This window comes from Methylobacterium aquaticum (assembly GCF_001043915.1).
GTDB classification, from domain to species: domain Bacteria; phylum Pseudomonadota; class Alphaproteobacteria; order Rhizobiales; family Beijerinckiaceae; genus Methylobacterium; species Methylobacterium aquaticum.
Genome location: NZ_LABX01000090.1, coordinates 1 through 20,880, shown reverse-complemented (window position 1 = coordinate 20,880; position 20,880 = coordinate 1). Strand labels below are relative to the sequence as shown.

Genomic DNA, 20,880 nt, shown 5'->3' with positions numbered 1-20,880 from the left:
CGCGGCGCCGTCGACATGAAGGGCTTCGACGCGCTCTGCCTCGCCCTGGTGCCGGAGATGCTGGCCGCCGGCCTCAAGACGCCGATCCACATCCTGCTCTCCTACGACGAGGAACTGACCTGCCTCGGCGTCGCCGACGTGATCGCGCGGTTCGGACAGGATCTGCCGCGGCCGGGCGCGGTGATCGTCGGCGAGCCGACCGACCTCGACGTGGCGGACGCCCACAAGAGCATCTACACCTACCGCACCACCGTCCACGGCTACGAGGCCCATTCCTCGAAGCCGGCGCTCGGCGCCAACGCCGTGATGGCAGCGGCCGAACTGGTGGCGGGGCTCAACCGCATCGCCGATCTGATGGCGACCCGCGGGGACGCCAGCGGCCGGTTCGATCCGGACTATACCACGGTGCATGTCGGGGTGATCGGCGGCGGCACCGCCCGCAACATCCTGCCCAAGGTCTGCGAGTTCCAGTGGGAGTTCCGCGGCCTGCCGGACCTGTCGCCCGACGAGATCCCGGCGCTGTTTGCCGCCGACGTCGAGCGGGTCACCCGCGAGCGGCTCAACCGTTTCGGCGATTACGGCCATATCGAGACCGAGGAGGATGCGGCGGTGCCGGGGCTGGCCCCGGAGCCCGGTTCCCCGGCCGAGCGCCTGGCCCTGCGGCTCGCCGGCCGCAACCACACCATCACGGTGCCCTACGCCACCGAGGCCGGCCGCTTCCAGCTCGCCGGCCTGCCGACCGTGGTCTGCGGCCCGGGCTCGATCGACCAGGCGCACCAGCCGGACGAGTACATCACGCTGGCGGCCCTGGAGGCCGGGGAAGCGTTCCTGCGGCAGCTGGTGCGGGATTGCGCGGCGGGGTGGAGCCCGGCGTGACGCTCCAGTTCCGTCTGCAAGGAGAATAGGTCTCCTCTCACGATCAGTCGCGGGATCCCCTCTCCCGGATGGGAGAGGGGGACACACTCTGCCTGTCAGCCCGCGAGTTCGTCAGGCCGGCCTCACGGCCGCCGCGCCAGCGCCAATCCCACCCCGGCTCCCATCAGCAACCCACCGGTCAGCCGGTTGCGCCAGCGTCCGCGCGCCAGCACCACCCGCGCCCGTCCGGCCAGCCCCGCCCAGATCGCGTCACCGGAGATCGCCAGGACCAGGAAGGTCACCGCGAGCAGAACCAGCTGCCCGAGCGGCGGCGCGTCGCGGCTCACGAACTGGGGCAGGAATGCGCCGAAGAAGAGCAGCGTCTTCGGGTTGGTCAGCGCGACGAGGAAGCCGCGCATCACCATCGCCCGAGCGACCCGGGGTTCCGGCGCGGTCCGCGCGAGATCGGTCGCGGGGGCCCGCCAGGCGCGGACGGACAGCCAGACGAGATAGGCGACGCCGAGCCAGCGCAGCACCTCGAACCAGGTCGCCATCAGGCTCAGCATCGCCGAAAGACCGGCGACCGTCAGACCAAGCTGGATGGCGAGGGCAACGCTGGTTCCCGCCACCGTGACGAGGCCGTAGCGGGTGCCATGCGCCACGCTGTTGGCGACGATGAGGGCGACGTTCGGGCCCGGGACCAGGATCAGAACGAGCGTCGCGGCAACGAAGCCGAGATAGAGATCGAGGGGCATGACGGGACCGTCCGGAGGCAAACCGGACGCCAGCGTGCCATGAAGGCCGCGATCCCGCCAAGTTCCACCCGCCAAGTTCCACCCGCCAAGATCCCGCCCGCCGAGATCCCGCTTACTGCTGCGCCGGCTGGGTCGTCGTGGTGCCGGTCGAGGCCGGCACGTCGGACTTCGACGTGTCGGTCGCCTGGGCGCCGGTCTTCTGGGAGTCGGATTTCGGCGCATCGGCCTTGGCCGGCTGCTGTCCGAGATAGACGTATTCAGGGGCGGCGCGGAGCTGGTCCTTGTCGGTGTTGATCACCGCCCTCAGGGTCTTGTCGTCGACACGGGTGACATGCAGCGCCTCCTTCGCCACCGAGACGTACTTGGTGCCGAGGCCGAGGAAGCCGCCGACGCCGACGACGTAGGACTTCACCGCGAGATCCGGCCCGAGCACGATGTCGGCGACCGAGCCGATGGTCTCGTTGGCGCCGTTCTGGATGGCCTGGCCGATCAGCTTCGAGGCGACGAGGTCGCTCGGCTCCTGGGCGACGAAGGTCGGCCGCAGGTCGTTGGCGAGGGTGGCGGGCGTGCCCGGCACCGGCTTGGGGCCGCTCGCATCCTGTGCCAGGCCGGCGCTGGCGCCGGCGACGAGGAGGAACGCGGCGGCGAGGAGGGGGCGGGACATCGACGGCTCCGGCATCAAACGCCCGACACGCTCGGGCGGAGGAAGAGTCGGTTGCGGTGCGAAAGGTTCCCTCGCCCCTTCCTTTCGCCGCGTCAGGCTTGCTGGCCGCCGGCGATCTCCGCCTCGACCTCGGCCGGATCGAGGTCGTAATGCCGCGAGCAGAACTCGCACGTGATGCCGATGCGGCCATCCTCGCCGACGATGTCGCGACGCTCCTCGGCCGAGAAGTTGCGGACCATGCCCATCACCCGCTCGCGCGAGCAGCGGCAGGCTTCGCGCACCCCTTGCGCCTCGAACACCCGCACGCCGCGCTCGTGGAAGAGGCGGTAGAGCAGGCGCTCGCTCGACACGGTGGGATCGACGAGTTCGTGATCCTCGATCGTCGCCACCAGGGACTTGGCCTCGACCCAGGCATCATCCTCCTGCGGCCGGCTCTCGTCGAGGAGGGCGTGTCCCTCCGGCAGGTCGCCGGGCGGCAGGTCGGCGAGGCGGGCACGGTCGTGCGAATGCGGCAGGAACTGCATCAGGAGGCCGCCGGCGCGCCAGGAATGCCCGTCGGCATTCCCGTGAGAAGAAGTCCCGGACGCCTGTCCTGCCCCCTCGACCTGCTCGGCGACGGCGAGGCGCACCCGGGTCGGGATCTGCTCCGACTGGCGGAAATACTGGTGCGCCGCCTCCTCGAAGCCCTGGCCTTCCAGGGCCACCACGCCCTGGTAGCGGCTCTGGGCCGAGCCCTGGTCGATGGTCATGGCGAGATGGCCGCGGCCGAGGAGCTGGGCGGTGCCGGCGCGGGGACCGGCCTCGGCGACGCGGCCCGCATCGAAGCGGGCGGTGGCGCGCACCCGGTCGGGCGCCTCGAAATCGACCACCACCATGTCGACCGGACCGTCGGATTTGGTCTGGAGCTGGAACCGGCCCTGGAACTTGAGCGAGGAGCCGAGCAGCACCGTCAGCGCCGCGGCCTCCCCCAGGAGCCGCGCGACCGGCTCCGGATAGCCGTGCCGGCGCAGGATGGTGTCGACGGAGGGGCCGAGGCGCACGACCCGGCCGCGCACGTCGAGGGGCTCGACCGCGAAAGGCAAAATCGCGTCGTCGCGGCCCTCGGAGGATGGCGAAGAAATGGTCTCGGACATGCTCTCACCGCCGCCGGCAGGCAGAAGGCCGGCTCTCGCCCAGGATCATGAAGGTCTCCCGGCGAGGGGCCTTCCGCGCGAGCCGCACTGCATGTCCTGCCGCGGAGAGCGGGCCGACGGAGCGAGGGGGCGGGAGACGCCGCGGCGAGAGACCGGCGTATCCCGATATATGGAGGCGCGGGCGCCGTTTTCGAAGGGGGCGGCGCGTGGAGGGCACCGCCCCTCACGCGCTCACGAGACGGCGCCGAGGCACCAGGCCAGGATGCCCTTCTGGGCGTGGAGGCGGTTCTCGGCCTCATCGAACACCACCGATTGCGGCCCGTCGATCACCTCGGCGGTGACCTCCTCGCCGCGATGCGCCGGCAGGCAGTGCATGAACACCGCATCCTTGGCGGCCGCCGCCATCAGCCGTCCGTTGACCTGGTAGGGCATCAGCAGGTTGTGGCGGTGCGCCTCGTCCTCGTCACCCATCGAGACCCAGCAATCGGTCACGACGCAATCGGCGCCCGCCACCGCCTCGAACGGGTCGGTGGTGATGTTCAGGTCCGCGCCCTCGGCCTTGGCGCGGGCGATCAGGCTCTCCGGCACCGGCAGTTCGGGCGGGCAGGCGACGTTGAGCGTGAAATCGAACCGCGCCGCCGCGTGGGCCCAGGAGGCCAGCACGTTGTTGGAATCCCCCGACCAGGCGACGGTGCGGCCCTTGATCGGGCCGCGATGCTCCTCGAAGGTCAGCACGTCGGCCATGATCTGGCACGGATGCGAGTCCTTCGTCAGGCCGTTGATGACCGGGATGGTGGCGTATTCGGCCAGTTCCAGCATCATGCCGTGATCGAGGATGCGGATCATGATCGCGTCGATGTAGCGCGACAGGACGCGGGCGGTGTCGGCCACGGTCTCGCCGCGGCCGAGCTGCATCTCCCGGCCGGTGAGCATCAGGGTCTCGCCGCCGAGTTCCCGCATCGCCACGTCGAAGGAGACGCGGGTGCGGGTCGAGGGCTTGTCGAACACCATGCCGAGGAACTTGCCGGCAAGCGGCCGCTCCGCCGGCGGCTCGCCCTTGCGGCGGCGGCGCTTCAGGTCGGTGCAGGCATCGAGGACCGTGCGCAGCTCGGTGCTGGTGAAATCGGTCAGGTCGAGGAAATGCCGGGGGGCCGGCGCGATCTTCACGGGCGCATTCATCACTCGGCGGCCCTCCGGCCCCTCGTCTCCATGGCGGCGCAGGCCGCCTCCAGCTTGTCCAGGGCCGCATTCACCTCGGCCTCGCCGATGATCAGCGGCGGCAGCAGGCGCACGACATTGTCGCCGGCCGGGATCACCAGCAGGTGCGCGTCCCGGGCGGCGGCGGCGAATTCGGTGTTCAGCACCACGAGGCGCAGGCCCATCATCAGGCCCTCGCCGCGGATCTCGTCGACGATGGCCGGGTGGCGGTCCTTGAGCGCGGCGAGGCGCTGCTTGAGGAGCAGGCCGGTCTGGCGGACCTGCTCCAGGAAGCCGGGGGCGAGGATGATGTCGAGCACGGCATTGCCCACCGCCATGGCGAGCGGGTTGCCGCCGAAGGTGGTGCCGTGGCTGCCCACCACCATGCCGCGGGCCGCCTCGCGGGTGGCAAGGCACGCGCCCATCGGGAAGCCGCCGCCGATGCCCTTGGCCGAGGACATGATGTCCGGCGTCACGCCCGACCATTCATGGGCGAAGAGCTTGCCGGTGCGGCCGATGCCGGTCTGGACCTCGTCCATGATGAGGAGCAGGCCGTGCTCGTCGCACAAGCCGCGCAGGGTGCGCAGCCACTCGTGCGAGACCACCCGCAGGCCGCCCTCGCCCTGGATCGGCTCGATCATCAGGGCGGCGGTCTCAGGCGTGATGGCGCTTTTAAGGGCCTCCAGGTCGCCGAACGGCACCTGGTCGAACCCGTCGACCTTGGGGCCGAAGCCGTCGATGTATTTCTGCTGGCCGCCCGCCGCGATGGTGGCCAGCGTCCGGCCGTGGAAGGCGCCCTCGAAGGTGACGATCCGGTACCGCTCCGGATGGCCGCCGGCGGCGTGGTACTTGCGCGCCATCTTGATGCAGGCTTCGTTGGCCTCGGCACCGGAATTGGCGAAGAACACCACGTCGGCAAAGCTCGCCTCGACGAGGCGCTGGGCCAGCCGCTCGGCCTCCGGCACCTCGAATAGGTTCGAGACGTGCCAGACCTTCTGGGCCTGCTCGGTCAGCGCGGCGAGGAGATGCGGATGGCCGTGGCCGACCGAGTTGACCGCGATGCCGGCGCCGAAATCGAGGTATCGCGAGCCGTCTCGGGCGATGAGCCAAGCGCCCTCACCGCGCTCGAAGGACACCTTGGCCCGGGCGTAGGTCGGCAGCAGCGAGGAGGTCACGATCTCGTCTCCGTCGCGGTCGAGTCAGTCGGTCGACCGGAAAACAAAGCGCCGCCTCGAAGGGCGGCGCGCGCGGATACTATGGAATGGACGCGCGCTGTCAACGCCGTCCGTCAAGATGACATCGCGATGACAGCCAGCGACGCTTTCGCCCGGGGTTGCGGCCGGGCTTCCTTCGGGGCACAGACCGGCCAGCGGCCGGTCTCGGCCGCGCCGCGGCGGGGGCGCCGCGGGACGACGGACCGGCCTGAATCCTTGCGGGCACGACGCTCCGGGCGGGCCTGGTGGGAGACCAGACAGATGAGCGCGACCCTCGACCGCCTGACGGAGCTCGGCCTCACCCTGCCGCCGGCCGCGGCACCGGTGGCGAACTACGTCGCCTTCCAGCGCAGCGGCAACCTGGTGATCGTCTCGGGCCAGTTGCCCTTCGGGGCGAACGGCCAGATCGATCCGGCCCACAAGGGCAAGGTCGGCGGCACGGTCTCGCCGGAGGCGGCGGCCGAGGCGGCCCGGCACTGCGCCCTCAACATCCTGGCGCAGCTGCGTTCCGCCGCCGGCAACCTCGACGACGCCGTGGTGTCCTGCCTGCGGCTCGGCGGCTTCATCAACGCGGCGCCGGGCTTCTCGGCGGTGGCGGGCGTGATGAACGGCGCCTCCGACCTGATGGTCCAGGTGCTGGGCGAGCGCGGCCGTCACGCCCGCTCGACGATCGGCGTCGCCGAATTGCCCCTCGACGCCGTCGTCGAAGTCGAGGGCCTGTTCGAGGTCCGCTGACGGGACCGGCATCCGGTCACCTTGCGCCCGGCCATTGGTCTCGACTTTTGGTCGGCCGCATTGTCTACGACAATGGGTGCCTCCTTCGTCGGACAATGCCTTGAGATGACCGATCGCCTCGCTCCCGACTGGCTGACCGCCCGCCCGATCGCCCATCGCGGCCTGCACGACCGCGTCGCCGGCATCCCCGAGAACACGATCGCGGCGGCCGAGGCGGCGATCGCGGGCGGCTACGCGATCGAGTGCGACGTCCAGCTCAGCCGGGACGGCGAGGCGATGGTGTTCCACGATGCCGGCCTCGGCCGGCTCACCGGGGCCGACGGCCTCGTGCGCGAGCGGGACGCCGCCGCCCTCGGACAACTGACCGTGCTCGGCAGCGCCGAGCGCGTCCCCACCCTGGCGGAGTTCCTGCAAACGATCGCCGGGCGCACGCCGCTCGTTGTCGAGGTGAAGGCCCGGTTCGACGGCGACTTAACCCTGGCCCGCCGCACCGCCGAGGTCGCCGCCGCCTATGACGGCCCGGTGGCGCTGAAATCGTTCGATCCCGCCATCGTCGGGGCCCTCGCCGACCTCGCGCCCGGCCTCCCGCGCGGCATCGTGGCGGAGAGCCACCACGACGACCCGGCCTATGCCGCCCTCACCGAGGCGCAGCGGCACGGCCTGGCGAACCTGCTGCATGTCTCCGAGAGCCGCCCGGACTTCCTGTCCTGGCGCGTCGACGACTTGCCGAACGCCGCGACCCATCTCTGCCGCCTGCTCGGCGGGATGCCGGTGATGACCTGGACCGTGCGGAACGACGCGCAGGTGCGGCTGGCGCGGGCCCATGCCGACCAGATGGTGTTCGAGGGATTTCGGGCCTGACGGCGGTCAGGGCCGCGCGGGCGCCCGGAACCAGGCGAACCGGCACACCCATTCCGGCGAGTGCCGGGACCGCCACCGTGTCGCCGAGAGCCTCCGCGGCGGAATCGGCCTCGTCGCAGTCGAGGCCGACTTGCAGTTCGTCGTCAACGACCGCCATGGCGCCCGAGCACAGATGGTAGACCCTCCAGCCGGACCGGTCGCATCGGATGGCGTCGTGGGTCATGGCGGTGTGGAGGTCGGGGACGACCTCGGACTGGTGTGCGTCCTGGCTGTCGGCCATCCCTACGCCTGCCGAACCGCGCTCGCCGTGCCGGCCCGCACGCGGCGCGCCGGGATGACCCTCGATCGGGTTGCTGCGGATGACCCCGACCCGGCGCCGCCGTCTCAATCCGCGCCGTCGTCCGGAATGTTCAGCGTGGTGCCGCAGGCCTTGCAATGCACGGCATCGGGCTCGTGCCGCTGCAAGCCACAGGTCGGGCAGGGGAAGCGCACCTTGTAGGGCCGGAACACCACCTGGGCGAGGCGGAAGAACAGGGTCACGCCGCAGATCATCACGAACACCGAGATCAACCGTCCGGAGGTGCCCGGGAGCGTGATGTCGCCGTAACCGGTGGTCGTCAGCGACGTGACCGTGAAGTACAGGGCATCGACCGGACTGCCGATCGCCGGATTGGTACGGTGCTGCGTGACGTAGACCACGCCGGTCATCACGAATACGAACACCACGAGATTGGTCGCCGCGAGGACCGCCTCCTCGTTGCGCCGGAAGAACGCGCTGTCGTGGCGCAGACGCTCGAGCAGCTGGTAGGTGCGCAAAAGGCGCAGCGTCCGCAGGATGCGCAGAAAGCCGACGCCCTCCATGAACATCGGCGCCAGGAAGGAGGCGATGGCGACCACGTCCGTCCAGGTGCTCAGGCGCAGGAACTCGCGCGCGGGCGCCCGGCTGATCATCAGGCGGCCGAGGAAATCCGCCAGCACCCCGAGCCCGAGGACCCCGTCGAGGGCGACGATCCAGGGCGAGAGCGGCAGGAACGAGGTTGCGATCACGAAGGCGATCGTCGCGATGTCGAAGGCGAGCAGAGCGTAGCGGAAGCGATGCGCCTGGTCGGTGTCGCCCTCGTAGAGGGCCTGCAATCGGGCTTTCAGGGACGTCATGTCGTCAGAGGAGACTTCGGGTCAGGCCGGGCGAGGCGGGCGTGCCCCATACCGCATCCGGGCCGGGCGCGCGCCATTGCACGCATCGCCGATCGATGGGATACGGGCGCCAAGGTGTGCGGCCTCGCGACGGGGCTTGCAGGATCTCTACCGCTGGTCGGGCCGCCAGTGGCGGAGACCCGTGCTCGTGCCTCATCCGACCGGCCACCGTCGCTCTCGGCCATCGGCCGCCCGTCGCCGCGCACCGGCGGCCGTCCGCGCCGCCGACGTCGTCCTGGCGGTTGCGCTCGTCGCCATCCTCGGTGTGGTCTGCCTCATGCTGGCCGGCAGCCTGATCGGCACGGCGGACGATCTGGCCCCAGCCCCGATTTCGGCGCAGCCATCGTGACAGGCCGGCCGCGGCTCGGCCGTCCTCGCGAAGACAGCATCTCCCGACCTCGACGAAGTCTGCTGCCCCATTCCCTGCGGAACGGCAAGGTGACGACATGACGACCCAAGCCTCGCTGCCCATGCGCCGGCCGCTCTCGGCCTTGCGCAACATGTTGCGCAACGAAGCCAGTGGCGGCCTGGTGCTGATGGCGAGTGCCGCCCTCGCGCTGGTCGTCGCTAATTCGGCCTACGCGGACATCTACTTCGCGGCCCTGAAGGCCTATCTCGGCCCCCTGAGCCTGCTGCACTGGATCAACGATGCCCTGATGGCGGTGTTCTTCCTGCTGGTCGGACTCGAGATCAAGCGCGAGATGCTGGACGGGCGGCTGCGCACCTGGCCCGACCGCATCCTGCCCGGTGTCGCGGCGCTCGGCGGCATGCTGATGCCGGCGCTGGTCTACGCCGCGATCAACTGGCATTCCCCGGAGACCCTGCGCGGATGGGCGATTCCCGCCGCCACCGACATCGCCTTCGCCCTCGGGGTGCTGGCGCTGCTCGGCTCGCGCGTGCCGGTCTCGCTCAAGGTGTTCTTGACCGCGCTGGCGATCCTCGACGACCTCGGCGCGGTCGTCATCATCGCGGCGTTCTACACCGCCGATGTGTCGCTGCCGATGCTCGGCGGCGCCGCCCTGACGCTCGCCGCGCTCTACGGGCTCAACAAGGCCGGTGTCGCGCGCCTGTGGCCCTACCTGCTGCTCGGCGTGGTGCTGTGGGGATTCGTGCTCAAGTCCGGCGTCCACGCGACGATCGCCGGCGTGCTGCTGGCGCTGACGATCCCCTTACGCCTCAGCGTCGGCAAGCCGGACGACCCGACCTCGCCGCTGCACATCCTCGAACACGCGATCCATCCCTGGTCGGCATTCCTGATCCTGCCGATCTTCGGCTTCGCCAATGCCGGCGTGTCGCTGGCCGGATTCACGCCGGCCATGCTGCTCGACCCGGTGACGCTCGGCGTGGCTCTGGGCCTGTTCGTCGGCAAGCAGGTCGGGGTGTTCGGGTTCGTGCTGGGCGTGGTGAGGCTCGGCTGGGCGCATCGGCCGGCGCACGCGACCTGGCTGCAGGTCTACGGCGTGGCGCTGCTGTGCGGAGTCGGGTTCACGATGAGCCTGTTCATCGGCCTCCTGGCCTTCGCCAGCAACCCCGAACTGGAAGCTGAAACCAAGATCGGCGTGCTGGTCGGCTCGCTGCTCTGCATGGCGGTCGGGGCCCTGGTGCTGCGGCTGACCCCACCTGCGCGGGCACCGGCCGCGTCGCGGACGTCCTGAGCGTCGCGGAAGGCGAAGGGCGGGACCGGCTGACCGGTCCCGCCCCGTATCGGCCTACGGCACCGGCGCTTCGCCGTGCTGCCCGTCGAGCGCCACGCCCTCGCTCGGCACGCTCTCCGCCACCGCTTCCGCCCGGCGCAAGTCCGGAAAAGTCGCCTCGGCCACCAGCTCGGCCAGGGCCTGGTCGAGCGGCAGGGTGCGGCTCTGCGGGCTGCCGAGGCGGCGGATCGAGACGGTGCGCTCCTCGCCCTCCTTGCGGCCGACGACCAGCATCACCGGCACCTTGGCGTGGGAATGCTCGCGGACCTTGTAGTTGATCTTCTCGTTGCGAAGATCGGCCTCGGCGCGCAGGCCCGCCGCGTCGGCGGCCTTGAGCACCTGACGCGCATAGGGATCGGCCTCGCCGGTGATCGTCGCCACCACGACCTGGAGCGGCGCCAGCCAGAGCGGGAAGTGACCGGCGAAATGCTCGATCAGGATGCCGGCGAAGCGCTCCATCGAGCCGCAGATCGCCCGGTGGACCATCACCGGGGTCTTCTTCTGACCGTCGGCATCGACGAAGAAGGCGCCGAACCGCTCCGGCAGGTTGAAGTCGACCTGCGTCGTGCCGCATTGCCAGTCGCGGCCGATCGCGTCGCGCAGCACGTACTCGAATTTGGGGCCGTAGAAGGCGCCCTCCCCCGGGTTGATCGCGGTCTTGATCCGCCCGCCGGACTGCTCCTCGATCTGGGCCAGCACCCGGGTCATCACCTCCTCGGCATGGTCCCACAGGGCATCCGAGCCGACCCGCTTCTCCGGCCGCGTCGAGAGCTTCACCACGATCTCGTCGAAGCCGAAATCGGCGTAGGTGCTCAGGATCAGGTCGTTGATCTTGAGGCACTCGGCCGCGAGCTGGTCCTCGGTGCAGAAGACGTGGGCGTCGTCCTGGGTGAAGGCGCGCACCCGCATCAGGCCGTGCAGCGCGCCGGACGGCTCATAGCGCGAGACCGAGCCGAACTCGGCCAGCCGCAGCGGCAGGTCGCGGTAGGATTTCAAGCCGTGCTTGAAGATCTGGACATGGCCAGGGCAGTTCATCGGCTTGATCGCGAAGACACGGTCGTCCTCAGTCTTCGTGACGAACATGTTCTCCCGGTACCAGTCCCAGTGGCCAGAGGTCTCCCACAGGGCCTTGTCGAGGATCTGCGGTGCGTTCACCTCGGCATAGTCGCCCTTCAGGCGCCGGCGCATGTACGCGATCAGGGACTGGAACAGGGTCCAGCCCTTCGGGTGCCAGAACACCACGCCCGGCCCCTCCTCCTGGAAGTGGAAGAGGTCCATCTCGCGGCCGAGCTTACGGTGGTCGCGGCGCTCGGCCTCGGCCAGGCGGTTGAGGTAGGCGTCGAGATCGGCTTGGGTTCCCCAGGCCGTGCCGTAGATCCGGCTCAGCATCGGCTTCGTCGAATCGCCGCGCCAATAGGCGCCCGCCACCTTCATCAGCTTGAAGGCGGTGCCGACCTTGCCCGTCGAGGTCATGTGCGGGCCACGGCAGAGGTCGAACCACTCGCCCTGGCGGTAGATCCGCAGGTCCTCGCCCGGCGGGATCGCGTCGACCAGCTCGACCTTGAACGCCTCGCCCTTCTCCTCGAACACCTTGCGCACGTCGTCGCGGGCCCAGACCTCCTTGGTGAAGGGGGCGTCGCGGGCGATGATCTCGCGCATCCGCGCCTCGATCGCCGGGAAGTCGTCCGGCGAGAACGGGGTCTCGCGGTGGAAATCGTAGTAGAAGCCGTTCTCGATCACCGGGCCGATCGTGACCTGCGTCTCCGGCCACAGCGACTGCACGGCCTCCGCCAGCACGTGGGCGCAATCGTGCCGGATCAGCTCCAGGGCCCGCGGGTCGGTGCGGTCGAGGAACTCGATGCGGGCATCCGCCTCGATCGTGTCGTCGAGATCGCGGACGGTCCCGTCGAGGGCCATGGCGACGGTGCGCTTGGCGAGCGACTTGGCGATGCCCTCGACGACGGCGCGGCCGGTGACGGCGCCGTCGAGGGACCGCGTGGCGCCATCGGGAAATGTCAGGATCGGCATGGGACTTTTTCGACTCCTCGGGGCTCACTCCTGCGCACAGTGCAGGTAAGCGCAGCGGCAAACAGGGTCCGGCGGGCTTCGCCGCGCACCGGACCGGCGCCGTCATAGCAGCCGCGAGGCGAAATGCGAGGCGAAACGACCGACGCCTTCAGCCCTCGATGCTCTCGCAGAGCGGCGGCGGCGCGTTGACCCCGCGCCAGCGGGCATAGGCCCAGGGCCGGTGCCAGGCGGCGCCGGGAGGCTTCGTCTCGGGCACAAGGTCGATGCCGTGGGTACCGAACGGGCCGCAGCGGCAGATCCGGGCAAAGCCCATCCAGCCGCCGGCCCAGAGGCCGTGGCGCTGGATCGCCGCGTCGGTATAGGCCGAGCAGGACGGCCAGTGCCGGCACTGGCGCCCGACGAGGCCCGACAGGGTCAGCTGGTAGCCGCGGATGGCGAGATGCGCCGCGCGGCGGGCCGGGCTCACGCCGGCACCGCCTCGGCCTTCTCGCCCTTGGCCTTCTCGCCCTTGGCCTTCTCGCCCTTGGCCTTCTCGCCCTTGGCAGCGATCTGGTCGAGGGCATCGACCACCGCATCGAAGGTGAGCAGCGTCGAGGCGTGGCGCGCCTTGAAATCCCGCACCGGCTCCAGCACCGCGAAATCCGCGAACTTCCCCTGCGGCGCCGGCCCGCCCTCCTTCAGCATCCGCCGCACCGTCTCGCGCAAGCCGCGCAGCTCCTCGGCACTCGCACCGACCACGTGGCGGGCCATCAGCGAGGAGGCGGCCTGGCCGAGCGCGCAGGCTTTCACGTCGTGGGCGAAGTCGGTGACCGTGTCGGCGTCGGTGACGAGATCGACCGTCACGGTCGAGCCGCACAGCTTCGAGTGCTTGGACGCGCTCGCCGCCGGCGCCGGCAGCCGCCCGAGGCGCGGGATGTCCGCCGCGAGGGCGAGGATGCGGGCGTTGTAGATATCGTCGAGCATGGCAGTCGTACTTTGGGCGAGAGGGGCCACCGGACTGACGAATCGGGCTTGACCGGACCGGTCCGACTTTGGCTTGACGGGCGGATGCATCGGAGCGCAAGGACCTGCCGAGCCCCCGGTGCATTGCGCGACCGAGCCGGACCCATGATATAGGCGCCGTCGCCCGGCTCCGCGAGACGCGGCCGGGTCGCGGCCCGATTCGCGTGACGGCAGGGCGATCCCGACGAACCGGATTTCCGGGTCGCCACGAGCTTGGCCACGATCTTGGAGGCGTGATGGACGCGGTGCTGAAGTCCTTGTCGGTCCGGGCCCCGGAGGCGGCCGACAAGCGCAGCGACGCCCCCCGGCCGGTGCGCCTTGCCGAGCGCCCGACCCGACAGGAGGCCGAGGCCGCCGTGCGGACCCTGCTGCGCTGGGCCGGCGACGATCCGGACCGCGAGGGGCTGCTCGAGACGCCGCAGCGGGTGGTGAAAGCCTACGAGCAGATTTTTGGGGGCTACCGCCAGGACGCGGACGCCATCCTGGACCGGGTGTTCGAGGAGGTCGAGGGCTATTCCGACATCGTGCTGGTGCGCGACATCCCGTTCCACTCCCATTGCGAGCACCACATGGTGCCGTTCATGGGCCACGCCCACATCGCCTACTATCCGCGCCGCGGCGTCGTCGGCCTCTCCAAGCTCGCCCGCGTCGTCGACACCTTCGCGCGCCGGCTCCAGACCCAGGAGACGATGACCGCCCAGATCGCCGAGGTCATCGATTCGGTGCTGCATCCCCGCGGCGTCGCCGTGATGGTGGAGGCCGAGCATCTGTGCATGGCGATGCGCGGCGTGCAGAAATCCGGCGTCTCGACCATCACCACCCAGTTCACCGGCGTGTTCAAGCAGGACCCGACCGAGCAGGTCCGCTTCCTCACCCTGGTCCGCGACCGGCGATGAGCCCGCTTCCCGTCTTTGCCTCGCCGGGCTCCAAGCGCGAGCTGGAGGAGGGCGAGACCTTCACGCCGCGCTTCGGGCCGGACGGCCTCATCACGGCGGTGGCGGTCGATGCCGAGAGCGGGGCGGTGCTGATGCTCGCCCACATGAACGCCGAGTCGCTCGCCCGGACGCTGGCGACCGGCGAGGTCTGGTACTGGTCGCGCTCGCGGAGCGAACTCTGGCACAAGGGCGCCACCAGCGGGCAGATCCAGACGCTCGTCGAGATGCGGGTCGATTGCGACCAGGACGCCCTGCTGCTGCGGGTGCGGGTCGGCGGCGATGGCGGCTGCTGCCATACCGGGCGGCGGGACTGCTTCTATCGCGGCGTCGCCTACGATGCCGAGAGCGGGGCGGTGACGCTGGTTCCACGGGCGTCGTGAAGCGCAGCCGCTCAATCCTCCCCCCTCTGCGGGGGAAGGTTGGGGTGTTCAGCGTTTCAGCGCCGCCAAGCCCTTCAGGTACATCTCCGGCAACCCATTCTCCCGGCCCGCCGCGATCACGCCCTCCAGGTAGCCCGGCCGCGGCACCCCGCCATGGCCGCGCCCGAGATAGACCAAGGCCCGCCGCACCCCGCCCTCGGTCGAGACGGGCTGCTGCGCCTTGACGTAGAGCCCGCTCGCCACGCCCTCGTAGCGGTCGAGGGCCGGCATGTCGCTCAGGGCGAGATCCCAGAGCACGCCCCAGACCGTCCCGGTGGGGCAACGTTCCACCGAGGCGTAGCCCTCGCGCATGATGACGAGGCGGTGGCGGTTGAGCCGGCCGAGGCCGAGCACCCGCGAGGCGGGGCAGCGCCGGGCCATCGCGGCCCGGTCCATGTTGGAGCCGTAGGCGAAGTAGAGCGGCACGACCGACCGGTGGTCAGGCGAATTCGAGGATCACCGCGTCGACCGCCAGGCTGTCGCCCTCCTTGGCCTGGATGGTCTGGATCGTGCCGTCGCGCTCGGCGCGCAGCACATTCTCCATCTTCATCGCCTCGACGATCGCCAGCGGCTCGCCCGCCTTCACCTCCTGGCCGGGGGTGACCATGATGCTCTTCACCAGGCCCGGCATCGGGCAGAGCAGCTGCTTGCCCGAGCCGCCCACCTCCTTGACCGGCATCAGGGCGGCCAGCTCGGCCTCGCGCTTGGTGTAGACCCGCGCCTCTGCGGCGGCGCCGGCATGGTGCAGGAAGACGCCGTTGAGGAGGGGACGGACCTGGATCGCCGCGGGCTCGCCACCGATCAGGCCGGTCCAGACCGGCTCGCCCGGGACCCAGTCGCTCTCGACCAGCCACTCGATCCCGTCCGCGAAGGCGACCGCGATCCCGTCCTCGGTCGTCTCGACGACGGCCCGGAAGCTCTCGTCACCGAGGCGCACCACCCGCTCGCTCTCGAAGCGCAGCAGGTCGGGCTCGCGCATCTGGCCGGAAATGCCGCGCTTGCGCTCGTTGAGCAGGTGGTCGATCGCGGCGGCGACCGCCGCCATCCGGCGCGCCACCTCGCCCGCGGGCTTCGGCGCCTCGAATCCGTTCGGGAACTCTTCGGCGATGAAGCCGGTGGAGAGCCGGCCCTCCTGCCAGCGCGGATGGTGCATCAGCGCCGAGAGGAACGGGATGTTGTGGCGGATGCCGTCGATCGCGAAGGCGTCGAGAGCCTGGGCCTGCGACGTGATCGCGCCGGCGCGGGTCGGCGCCCAGGTGACGAGCTTGGCGATCATCGGGTCGTAGTGGATCGCGATCTCGCTGCCCTCCTCGACGCCGGTGTCGTTGCGCACGATCGCCTCGCCGAACTCGCCCTCCTCCGGCGGCCGATAGGTGGTGAGCCGGCCGATCGAGGGCAGGAAGTTGCGGGTCGGGTCCTCGGCATAGACCCGGCTCTCCACCGCCCAGCCGTTGAGCGTCACATCGGCTTGCGCGATCGGCAGCGTTTCACCCGCCGCGACGCGGATCATCAGCTCGACGAGGTCGAGGCCGGTGATCATCTCGGTCACCGGATGCTCGACCTGGAGCCGGGTGTTCATCTCGAGGAAGTAGAACGACTTGTCCTGGCCGGCGACGAACTCGACCGTGCCGGCGGAATCGTAGTTCACCGCCTTGGCCAGGGCCACCGCCTGCTCGCCCATCTTGCGCCGGGTCGCCTCGTCGAGGAGGGGCGACGGCGCTTCCTCGATGACCTTCTGGTTGCGGCGCTGGATCGAGCATTCACGCTCGCCGAGATAGACGACGTTGCCGTGCTTGTCGCCGATGACCTGGATCTCGATGTGGCGCGGATCCGTGATGAACTTCTCGACGAAGACCCGGTCGTCGCCGAAGGACGAGGCGGCCTCGGAGCGGGCGCGGGCAAACCCCTCCGCCACCTCGCCGGCCGAATGCGCGATCCGCATGCCCTTGCCGCCGCCGCCGGCCGACGCCTTGATCATGACCGGATAGCCGATCTCGTCGGCGATGGTGACGGCGTGCTCCGGCGACTCGATCACCCCGAGGAAGCCCGGCACGGTGGACACCTTCGCCGCCGAGGCCGCCTTCTTCGACTCGATCTTGTCGCCCATGGCGGCGATGGCGCCGGGATTGGGGCCGATGAACACGATGCCGGCGGCTTCGAGCGCCTTCGGGAACGCCTCGCGCTCGGACAGGAAGCCGTAGCCGGGATGGACGGCCTGGGCGCCGGTCTGCTTGCACGCCTCGACGATCTTGTCGATGACGAGATAGGACTGCGCCGCAGCGGCCGGACCGATATGCACCGCCTCGTCGGCCATGGCGACGTGCAGCGCGTCGCGGTCGGCGTCGGAATAGACCGCCACCGTCTTGATCCCCATCCGGCGCGCCGTCTTGATGATGCGGCAGGCGATCTCGCCGCGGTTGGCGATCAGGATCTTGTCGAACATCGGAGCGCGCACTCGAGCCTTCAGGGGGAGCCGGACCCGGGTGGATCACACCCAAGCTCATCCCCGTTAAAGCATGGCGCGCGCGCCGCAAAGCCGGCTGTTCTCGGCCAAACGGGCGAACCTGCCTCTCACGCGGCCGCCGCGTAGGAGAGGATCGCCTCGCCCTCGCTCCCGGCGCCGTTCCGCACCCGGTTCGCCCTGAGGGCGAAGGCGATCAGCGCAGGGTCGTTGGTCTCGGCCTCGCGCACCACCTCGACGGCGATCCGCGCGCCCGTCACGGTCGGCCCGCGACCACAGCCGAGGGAGGCGGCGAGCCACTGGGCGGTGTCGGCATCGATATGCCCGGTCGGGCGCTCGCCCCAGACCGCGAAATCGACCACCGAGGCGATCAGCCACTCGCCGAACGCCTCGTCGGCGTCCGGCATCGCCCGGTCGAGGCCAAACAGCATGTCGGCCTCCTCGCGGCAGGTCAGCCCCTCGGGCAGGACGGTGCGGTTCAGCTCGCGTACGTCCTCCAGGCCGAGGGTGCCGGCCGCGACGATACGGTTGCAGAAGTGTTGCAGCGATGCGTTGATCATCTGTCGGTGCCTCCCCGGCTTTTGTTGTGCCGGTGCTTGTCCCTGTGTGAGGAGGACTATGCGGGACGGAAGGGGTTCGACAGGTTAATGGCGGGATCTGAATCCCTGTTCAGGTTAAAGCACGGCAACGGGACGCCGTTGCCAAAGGGTTGCGAGAACCGGGAGAGGCCGGTCGGCCGCCCTCGCGGCCTCGTGCGGCAAAGAGCCGGCGACCGGGTCCGCATCGGCCGCGATGGTGACAGCCTGATCCTGGGGCCGGTCGGCAAGAAAGACCTTTTGGCAATCCTTGCGACGCGGGAGCCGATCAAGGACGATGATCCCGACGTCGACGAGAGGCTGCCACCGTTGGAGACCGATCGGTCGGGAGCCGTCCCCGGTCCTGGTCGACACGACCATCGTCTCGGATCTCGTTCGCCGTCGCAACGGTCCGGTCGTCCAGGCGATCGGCCGGATCGGACACCGCGGGATCGCGACAAGCATCGTCTCGGTGGCCGAGCTTCGCTCCGGATGTGCCAGACGTGGCTCGGCGCGGCTTCTCGATCAGGTCGAGGCCGTGCTGGCGGGGATCGAGATCATCCCGTTCGAGCCTCCCGCCGATACCGCGCAGGGTCGCTCGCGCGCCGGGCTGGAGGCCGCCGGTCAGTTGATCGGCCCCAACGACCTGCTCATCGCGGCCCGGGCCCTCACGCTCGGCGTTCCCCTCGTCACGGCCGACCAAGCGGAGTTTCGGCGCGTCCGAGGGCTCGCGGTCGAGACCTGGCTCTGACACCAACGGCCGGAGATGCTGACGCATCGATTCGATCTCGGGCAGGCCCGGGATCGACGCGGCCGTTGTTCCATCTCGAATTGTCGATGCCAAGCCCAGATGTCCGGGATTTTGGGCTTGGCGACAATTCGAGAACGGGAGCGAAAGTCGTTTTCACCGACCGTCGGCATGACACGGACATCTGCCGTGACACGCTGCCGAAGTCGGACTGGTGCTCACGGCCGCAGAATGCCGGGCCGGCTGCGCGGGACGCTTGGATCACGGCGAAGTGCGGACGCCCCGGACCGACTCATGCCTGCGGCCACGCCCCGGCGCGCAACCGCCGCTCACGCGGCCACGGCGTAAGACAGGATCTCCTCGACCTCGTCCTCGGCCCCGACCCGGGCCCGGTTCGCCTTGAGGGCGAAGGCGATGAGAGCGAGGTCGTTGGTCTCGGCCTCGCGCACCACCTCGACGGCGATCCGCGCGCCCGTCACGGTCGGCCCGCGACCGCAGCCGAGGGAGGCGGCGAGCCAATGGGCGGTGTCGGCATCGATATGCCCGGTCGGGCGCTCGCCCCAGACCGCGAAATCGACCACCGAGGCGATCAGCCACTCGCCGAACGCCTCGTCGGCGTCCGGCATCGCCCGGTCGAGGCCAAACAGCATGTCGGCTTCCTCGCGGCAGGTCAGCCCCTCGGGCAGAATGGTGCGGTTCAGCTCGCGCACGTCCTCCAGGCCGAGGGTGCCGGCCGCGACGATACGGTTGCAGAAGTGTTGCAGCGATGCGTTGATCATCTGTCGGTGCCTCCCCGGCTTTTGTTGTGCCGGTGCTTGTCCCTGTGTGAGGAGGACTATGCGGGACGGAAGGGGTTCGACAGGTTAATGGCGGGATCTGAATCCCTGTTCAGGTTAAAGCACGGCAACGGGACGCCGTTGCCAAAGGGTTGCGGCGATCTCTCGAAAGCAGGGCGATCCGTGCGCGGCCGGTCAGATCGTCCGCCAGGGGGCGGCCTCGTGCGGAGCGCGTTCGAGATGGTCGAGGATGGCGAGAACCAGGGCCAGGGCGGCGTGGCTGCCGCTGATCCAGGGACCGGTGGTCTCGCCCTTCTCCAGGCGGACCAGAGTGGAACGGTCGGCCCGCCGCAGCGCGAAGCCGTAGCCGGGCAGCACCTTGTCGAGCAGGCGCACGGCCTCGTCGTAGGAGGTGATGAAGGGGCGCACGCTCATGGTGCAGGCCGTCACGTAATGGTGCCGCTCGAACCGGCCCCAGGCGAAGATCCGGGCGTGGCCCCGGGGACCGACGACGATCGGCGGGCTCTGGCCGTCATCGTCGAGCGCGAGGGTGTCGATGCACAGGCCCCAGCGGGTCTTGGTCGACGGCGCGATGGTGTGGAACAGGGCGTCGACGAGGTCCGCGTCGGCCTGCGTCTCGCGCCAGCGATAGGCGTAAGGGTTGGACAGCCGCTCGCTCAAGCCACGGAGGCGAACCGGGTCGAGGCGGCGCGGATCCGGCGGGATCTCCCGGAACCGCTGACCGCGGTAATCGCCGATCATCGCCTCGATCGCCCGGTGGTCGCCGGCGTAGCGCCGGTACCGCCAGGCACGCACCGGCCCGATGTTCCGGAGCTTCCAGACCAGCGTCCAGCACCGGACCGGGATGCTCATCGGCCCGCCATCGCCCCCGTCATCGGGTCAGGACCCCGTCCCCGGCCGCAGATAGCCGACCATGTGCGGCACGTAATCCGCCTTCCCGAGCGGGACGCCGTGGTGGCGCAGGATCGCGTAGGCGGTTACGAGGTGAAAGTAGAATTGCGGCAGGGCCCAGTCGCGCGCGTAATCCTCTCCCGTCATGTCGAAGATCAGGCCGTTCGGCAGGACCAGCGTGACCGGAAGGCCGGCGCCGGCATCGAGGCCGTCCGGGGCGACGGCGTCGAGCCGCGCCAGGGCCTCGGCGATGCGGCCCTGCGCATCCGGGATCGAGCCGGGCCGCTCGCCCGCCTCCCGGCCCTCGCGCGCCAGATCGTCGAGCGCCGGCGGCAGGGGCTCGCCCTGAAGCCTCCAGGTCGCCTCCTGGGCCTGAAGGCAGGCGAAACGCACCTGCGACGACAGCGGATACATGTCCGGCGCGAGCCGGCGGGACATCACCGCGTCCGCCTCGGCGCCCCGATGCTCGCGCGCTCTGTCGAGCCACCCCGAGAGGGCCCGCAGCCTCTGCGTATAGGTGGGGACGAGCAGCAGTGTCAGGGACATGGCCGTTCCTCCGTCGATGCCGGACGATCTACCGCACGATGACCTTCGCATCCGCGCCGACCCGGTTGTACAGGTCGACCACGTCGATGTTGCGCATCCGGATGCAGCCCGAGGATGCCGCCTGGCCGATCCGCTCCGGCTCGTTGGTGCCGTGGATGCGGTAGAGCGTGTCCTTG

Annotated in this window: 24 protein-coding genes; 8 read left to right on the top strand and 16 right to left on the bottom strand. The window is 70.0% G+C overall.

Translation table 11 applies throughout. From position 1 onward, the window contains the following. Positions 1–876, top strand: an 876-nt coding sequence (locus VP06_RS12470; RefSeq protein ID WP_048464100.1) for a M20/M25/M40 family metallo-hydrolase, incomplete at its 5' end; no start/stop codon positions are given. Positions 877–998: 122 nt separating this feature from the next. Here the strand turns inward: VP06_RS12470 and VP06_RS12465 are convergent. From VP06_RS12465 to VP06_RS12445, 5 genes are all read right to left on the bottom strand, one after another. Beyond that, a complete protein-coding gene (locus VP06_RS12465; RefSeq protein ID WP_048464098.1) occupies positions 999–1,610 on the bottom strand; it encodes a LysE family translocator in 612 nt (203 codons plus the stop codon). 112 nt (positions 1,611–1,722) lie between these two features. Then, positions 1,723–2,274: a PRC-barrel domain-containing protein gene (locus tag VP06_RS12460; protein WP_048464097.1), complete on the bottom strand. Its 552-nt coding sequence runs from the start codon at positions 2,272–2,274 to the stop codon at positions 1,723–1,725. Positions 2,275–2,366: 92 nt separating this feature from the next. Then, on the bottom strand, positions 2,367–3,407 hold the full coding sequence (locus tag VP06_RS12455; protein ID WP_048464096.1) for an Hsp33 family molecular chaperone: 1,041 nt from the start codon (positions 3,405–3,407) through the stop codon (positions 2,367–2,369). A gap of 231 nt (positions 3,408–3,638) precedes the next feature. Beyond that, on the bottom strand, positions 3,639–4,586 hold the full coding sequence (argF, locus tag VP06_RS12450) for an ornithine carbamoyltransferase (RefSeq protein WP_048464095.1): 948 nt from the start codon (positions 4,584–4,586) through the stop codon (positions 3,639–3,641). Beyond that, the gene (locus VP06_RS12445) at positions 4,586–5,779 is read right to left on the bottom strand and encodes an aspartate aminotransferase family protein (protein WP_048464094.1); all 1,194 of its coding nucleotides are present in this window, start codon (positions 5,777–5,779) and stop codon (positions 4,586–4,588) included. The genes argF and VP06_RS12445 overlap by 1 nt, the downstream gene beginning before the upstream one ends. A gap of 300 nt (positions 5,780–6,079) precedes the next feature. On the opposite strand from VP06_RS12445, the gene VP06_RS12440 reads away from it, so the two are divergent. Beyond that, positions 6,080–6,553 (top strand): RidA family protein, encoded by a 474-nt coding sequence (locus VP06_RS12440; protein WP_048464093.1) that lies wholly within the window; start codon positions 6,080–6,082, stop codon positions 6,551–6,553. A gap of 105 nt (positions 6,554–6,658) precedes the next feature. Then, complete coding sequence (locus VP06_RS12435) at positions 6,659–7,414, top strand: glycerophosphodiester phosphodiesterase family protein (protein WP_048464092.1); 756 nt, start codon at positions 6,659–6,661, stop codon at positions 7,412–7,414. Between the two features lie 384 nt (positions 7,415–7,798). Here the strand turns inward: VP06_RS12435 and VP06_RS12430 are convergent, their stop codons facing one another. After that, positions 7,799–8,569, bottom strand: a complete 771-nt coding sequence (locus VP06_RS12430; RefSeq protein ID WP_048464091.1) for a potassium channel family protein — start codon at positions 8,567–8,569, stop codon at positions 7,799–7,801. A 136-nt stretch (positions 8,570–8,705) separates the two neighbouring features. Between VP06_RS12430 and VP06_RS12425 the strand changes: the two genes are divergently transcribed. Both VP06_RS12425 and nhaA read left to right on the top strand, forming a co-directional pair. Next, on the top strand, positions 8,706–8,957 hold the full coding sequence (locus VP06_RS12425) for a hypothetical protein (RefSeq protein WP_156295565.1): 252 nt from the start codon (positions 8,706–8,708) through the stop codon (positions 8,955–8,957). A gap of 97 nt (positions 8,958–9,054) precedes the next feature. Next, positions 9,055–10,263, top strand: coding sequence for a Na+/H+ antiporter NhaA (nhaA, locus tag VP06_RS12420; protein ID WP_048464089.1), 1,209 nt, complete (start codon positions 9,055–9,057; stop codon positions 10,261–10,263). A gap of 54 nt (positions 10,264–10,317) precedes the next feature. Here the strand turns inward: nhaA and thrS are convergent, their stop codons facing one another. The 3 genes from thrS to VP06_RS12405 all read right to left on the bottom strand — a co-directional run bounded on the left by thrS (position 10,318) and on the right by VP06_RS12405 (position 13,293). Then, the gene (thrS, locus tag VP06_RS12415) at positions 10,318–12,330 is read right to left on the bottom strand and encodes a threonine--tRNA ligase (protein WP_048464088.1); all 2,013 of its coding nucleotides are present in this window, start codon (positions 12,328–12,330) and stop codon (positions 10,318–10,320) included. 148 nt (positions 12,331–12,478) lie between these two features. Next, positions 12,479–12,796 carry a membrane protein insertion efficiency factor YidD gene (yidD, locus tag VP06_RS12410; protein ID WP_048464087.1) on the bottom strand — a complete coding sequence of 106 codons (318 nt, stop codon included), beginning with the start codon at positions 12,794–12,796 and terminating at the stop codon, positions 12,479–12,481. Continuing rightward, entirely contained in the window at positions 12,793–13,293 is a 501-nt protein-coding gene (locus tag VP06_RS12405; RefSeq protein ID WP_048464086.1) for an iron-sulfur cluster assembly scaffold protein, read from the bottom strand. The genes yidD and VP06_RS12405 overlap by 4 nt, the downstream gene beginning before the upstream one ends. A 275-nt stretch (positions 13,294–13,568) precedes the next feature. Between VP06_RS12405 and folE the strand changes: the two genes are divergently transcribed. Continuing rightward, the gene (gene folE, locus VP06_RS12400; protein ID WP_048464085.1) at positions 13,569–14,228 is read left to right on the top strand and encodes a GTP cyclohydrolase I FolE; all 660 of its coding nucleotides are present in this window, start codon (positions 13,569–13,571) and stop codon (positions 14,226–14,228) included. Further along, entirely contained in the window at positions 14,225–14,647 is a 423-nt protein-coding gene (gene hisI / locus VP06_RS12395) for a phosphoribosyl-AMP cyclohydrolase (protein WP_048464084.1), read from the top strand. Before folE ends, hisI begins: the two co-directional genes overlap by 4 nt. Positions 14,648–14,695: 48 nt before the next feature. Here hisI and VP06_RS12390 read toward each other — a convergent pair whose 3' ends face one another. The 3 genes from VP06_RS12390 to VP06_RS12380 all read right to left on the bottom strand — a co-directional run bounded on the left by VP06_RS12390 (position 14,696) and on the right by VP06_RS12380 (position 17,707). Continuing rightward, the gene (locus VP06_RS12390; protein WP_048464083.1) at positions 14,696–15,112 is read right to left on the bottom strand and encodes a gamma-glutamylcyclotransferase family protein; all 417 of its coding nucleotides are present in this window, start codon (positions 15,110–15,112) and stop codon (positions 14,696–14,698) included. A 13-nt stretch (positions 15,113–15,125) separates the two neighbouring features. Further along, positions 15,126–17,129 (bottom strand): acetyl-CoA carboxylase biotin carboxylase subunit, encoded by a 2,004-nt coding sequence (locus tag VP06_RS12385; protein ID WP_048464082.1) that lies wholly within the window; start codon positions 17,127–17,129, stop codon positions 15,126–15,128. Between the two features lie 128 nt (positions 17,130–17,257). Then, positions 17,258–17,707 carry a hypothetical protein gene (locus VP06_RS12380; RefSeq protein ID WP_048464081.1) on the bottom strand — a complete coding sequence of 150 codons (450 nt, stop codon included), beginning with the start codon at positions 17,705–17,707 and terminating at the stop codon, positions 17,258–17,260. A gap of 313 nt (positions 17,708–18,020) precedes the next feature. Here VP06_RS12380 and VP06_RS12375 point away from each other — a divergent pair, with 313 nt between their 5' ends. Continuing rightward, positions 18,021–18,473 carry a type II toxin-antitoxin system VapC family toxin gene (locus VP06_RS12375; protein ID WP_082167355.1) on the top strand — a complete coding sequence of 151 codons (453 nt, stop codon included), beginning with the start codon at positions 18,021–18,023 and terminating at the stop codon, positions 18,471–18,473. Positions 18,474–18,799: 326 nt separating this feature from the next. Here the strand turns inward: VP06_RS12375 and VP06_RS12370 are convergent, their stop codons facing one another. The 4 genes from VP06_RS12370 to VP06_RS34865 form a co-directional block, all read right to left on the bottom strand. Further along, entirely contained in the window at positions 18,800–19,249 is a 450-nt protein-coding gene (locus VP06_RS12370) for a hypothetical protein (RefSeq protein ID WP_048464080.1), read from the bottom strand. Positions 19,250–19,441: 192 nt separating this feature from the next. Then, positions 19,442–20,119 carry a hypothetical protein gene (locus tag VP06_RS12365; protein ID WP_048464079.1) on the bottom strand — a complete coding sequence of 226 codons (678 nt, stop codon included), beginning with the start codon at positions 20,117–20,119 and terminating at the stop codon, positions 19,442–19,444. Positions 20,120–20,146: 27 nt separating this feature from the next. Continuing rightward, on the bottom strand, positions 20,147–20,704 hold the full coding sequence (locus VP06_RS12360; protein WP_048464078.1) for a DUF1993 domain-containing protein: 558 nt from the start codon (positions 20,702–20,704) through the stop codon (positions 20,147–20,149). Between the two features lie 28 nt (positions 20,705–20,732). Then, positions 20,733–20,880: L,D-transpeptidase (locus VP06_RS34865; RefSeq protein WP_048464077.1), on the bottom strand; the 148-nt coding region annotated here is incomplete at its 5' end.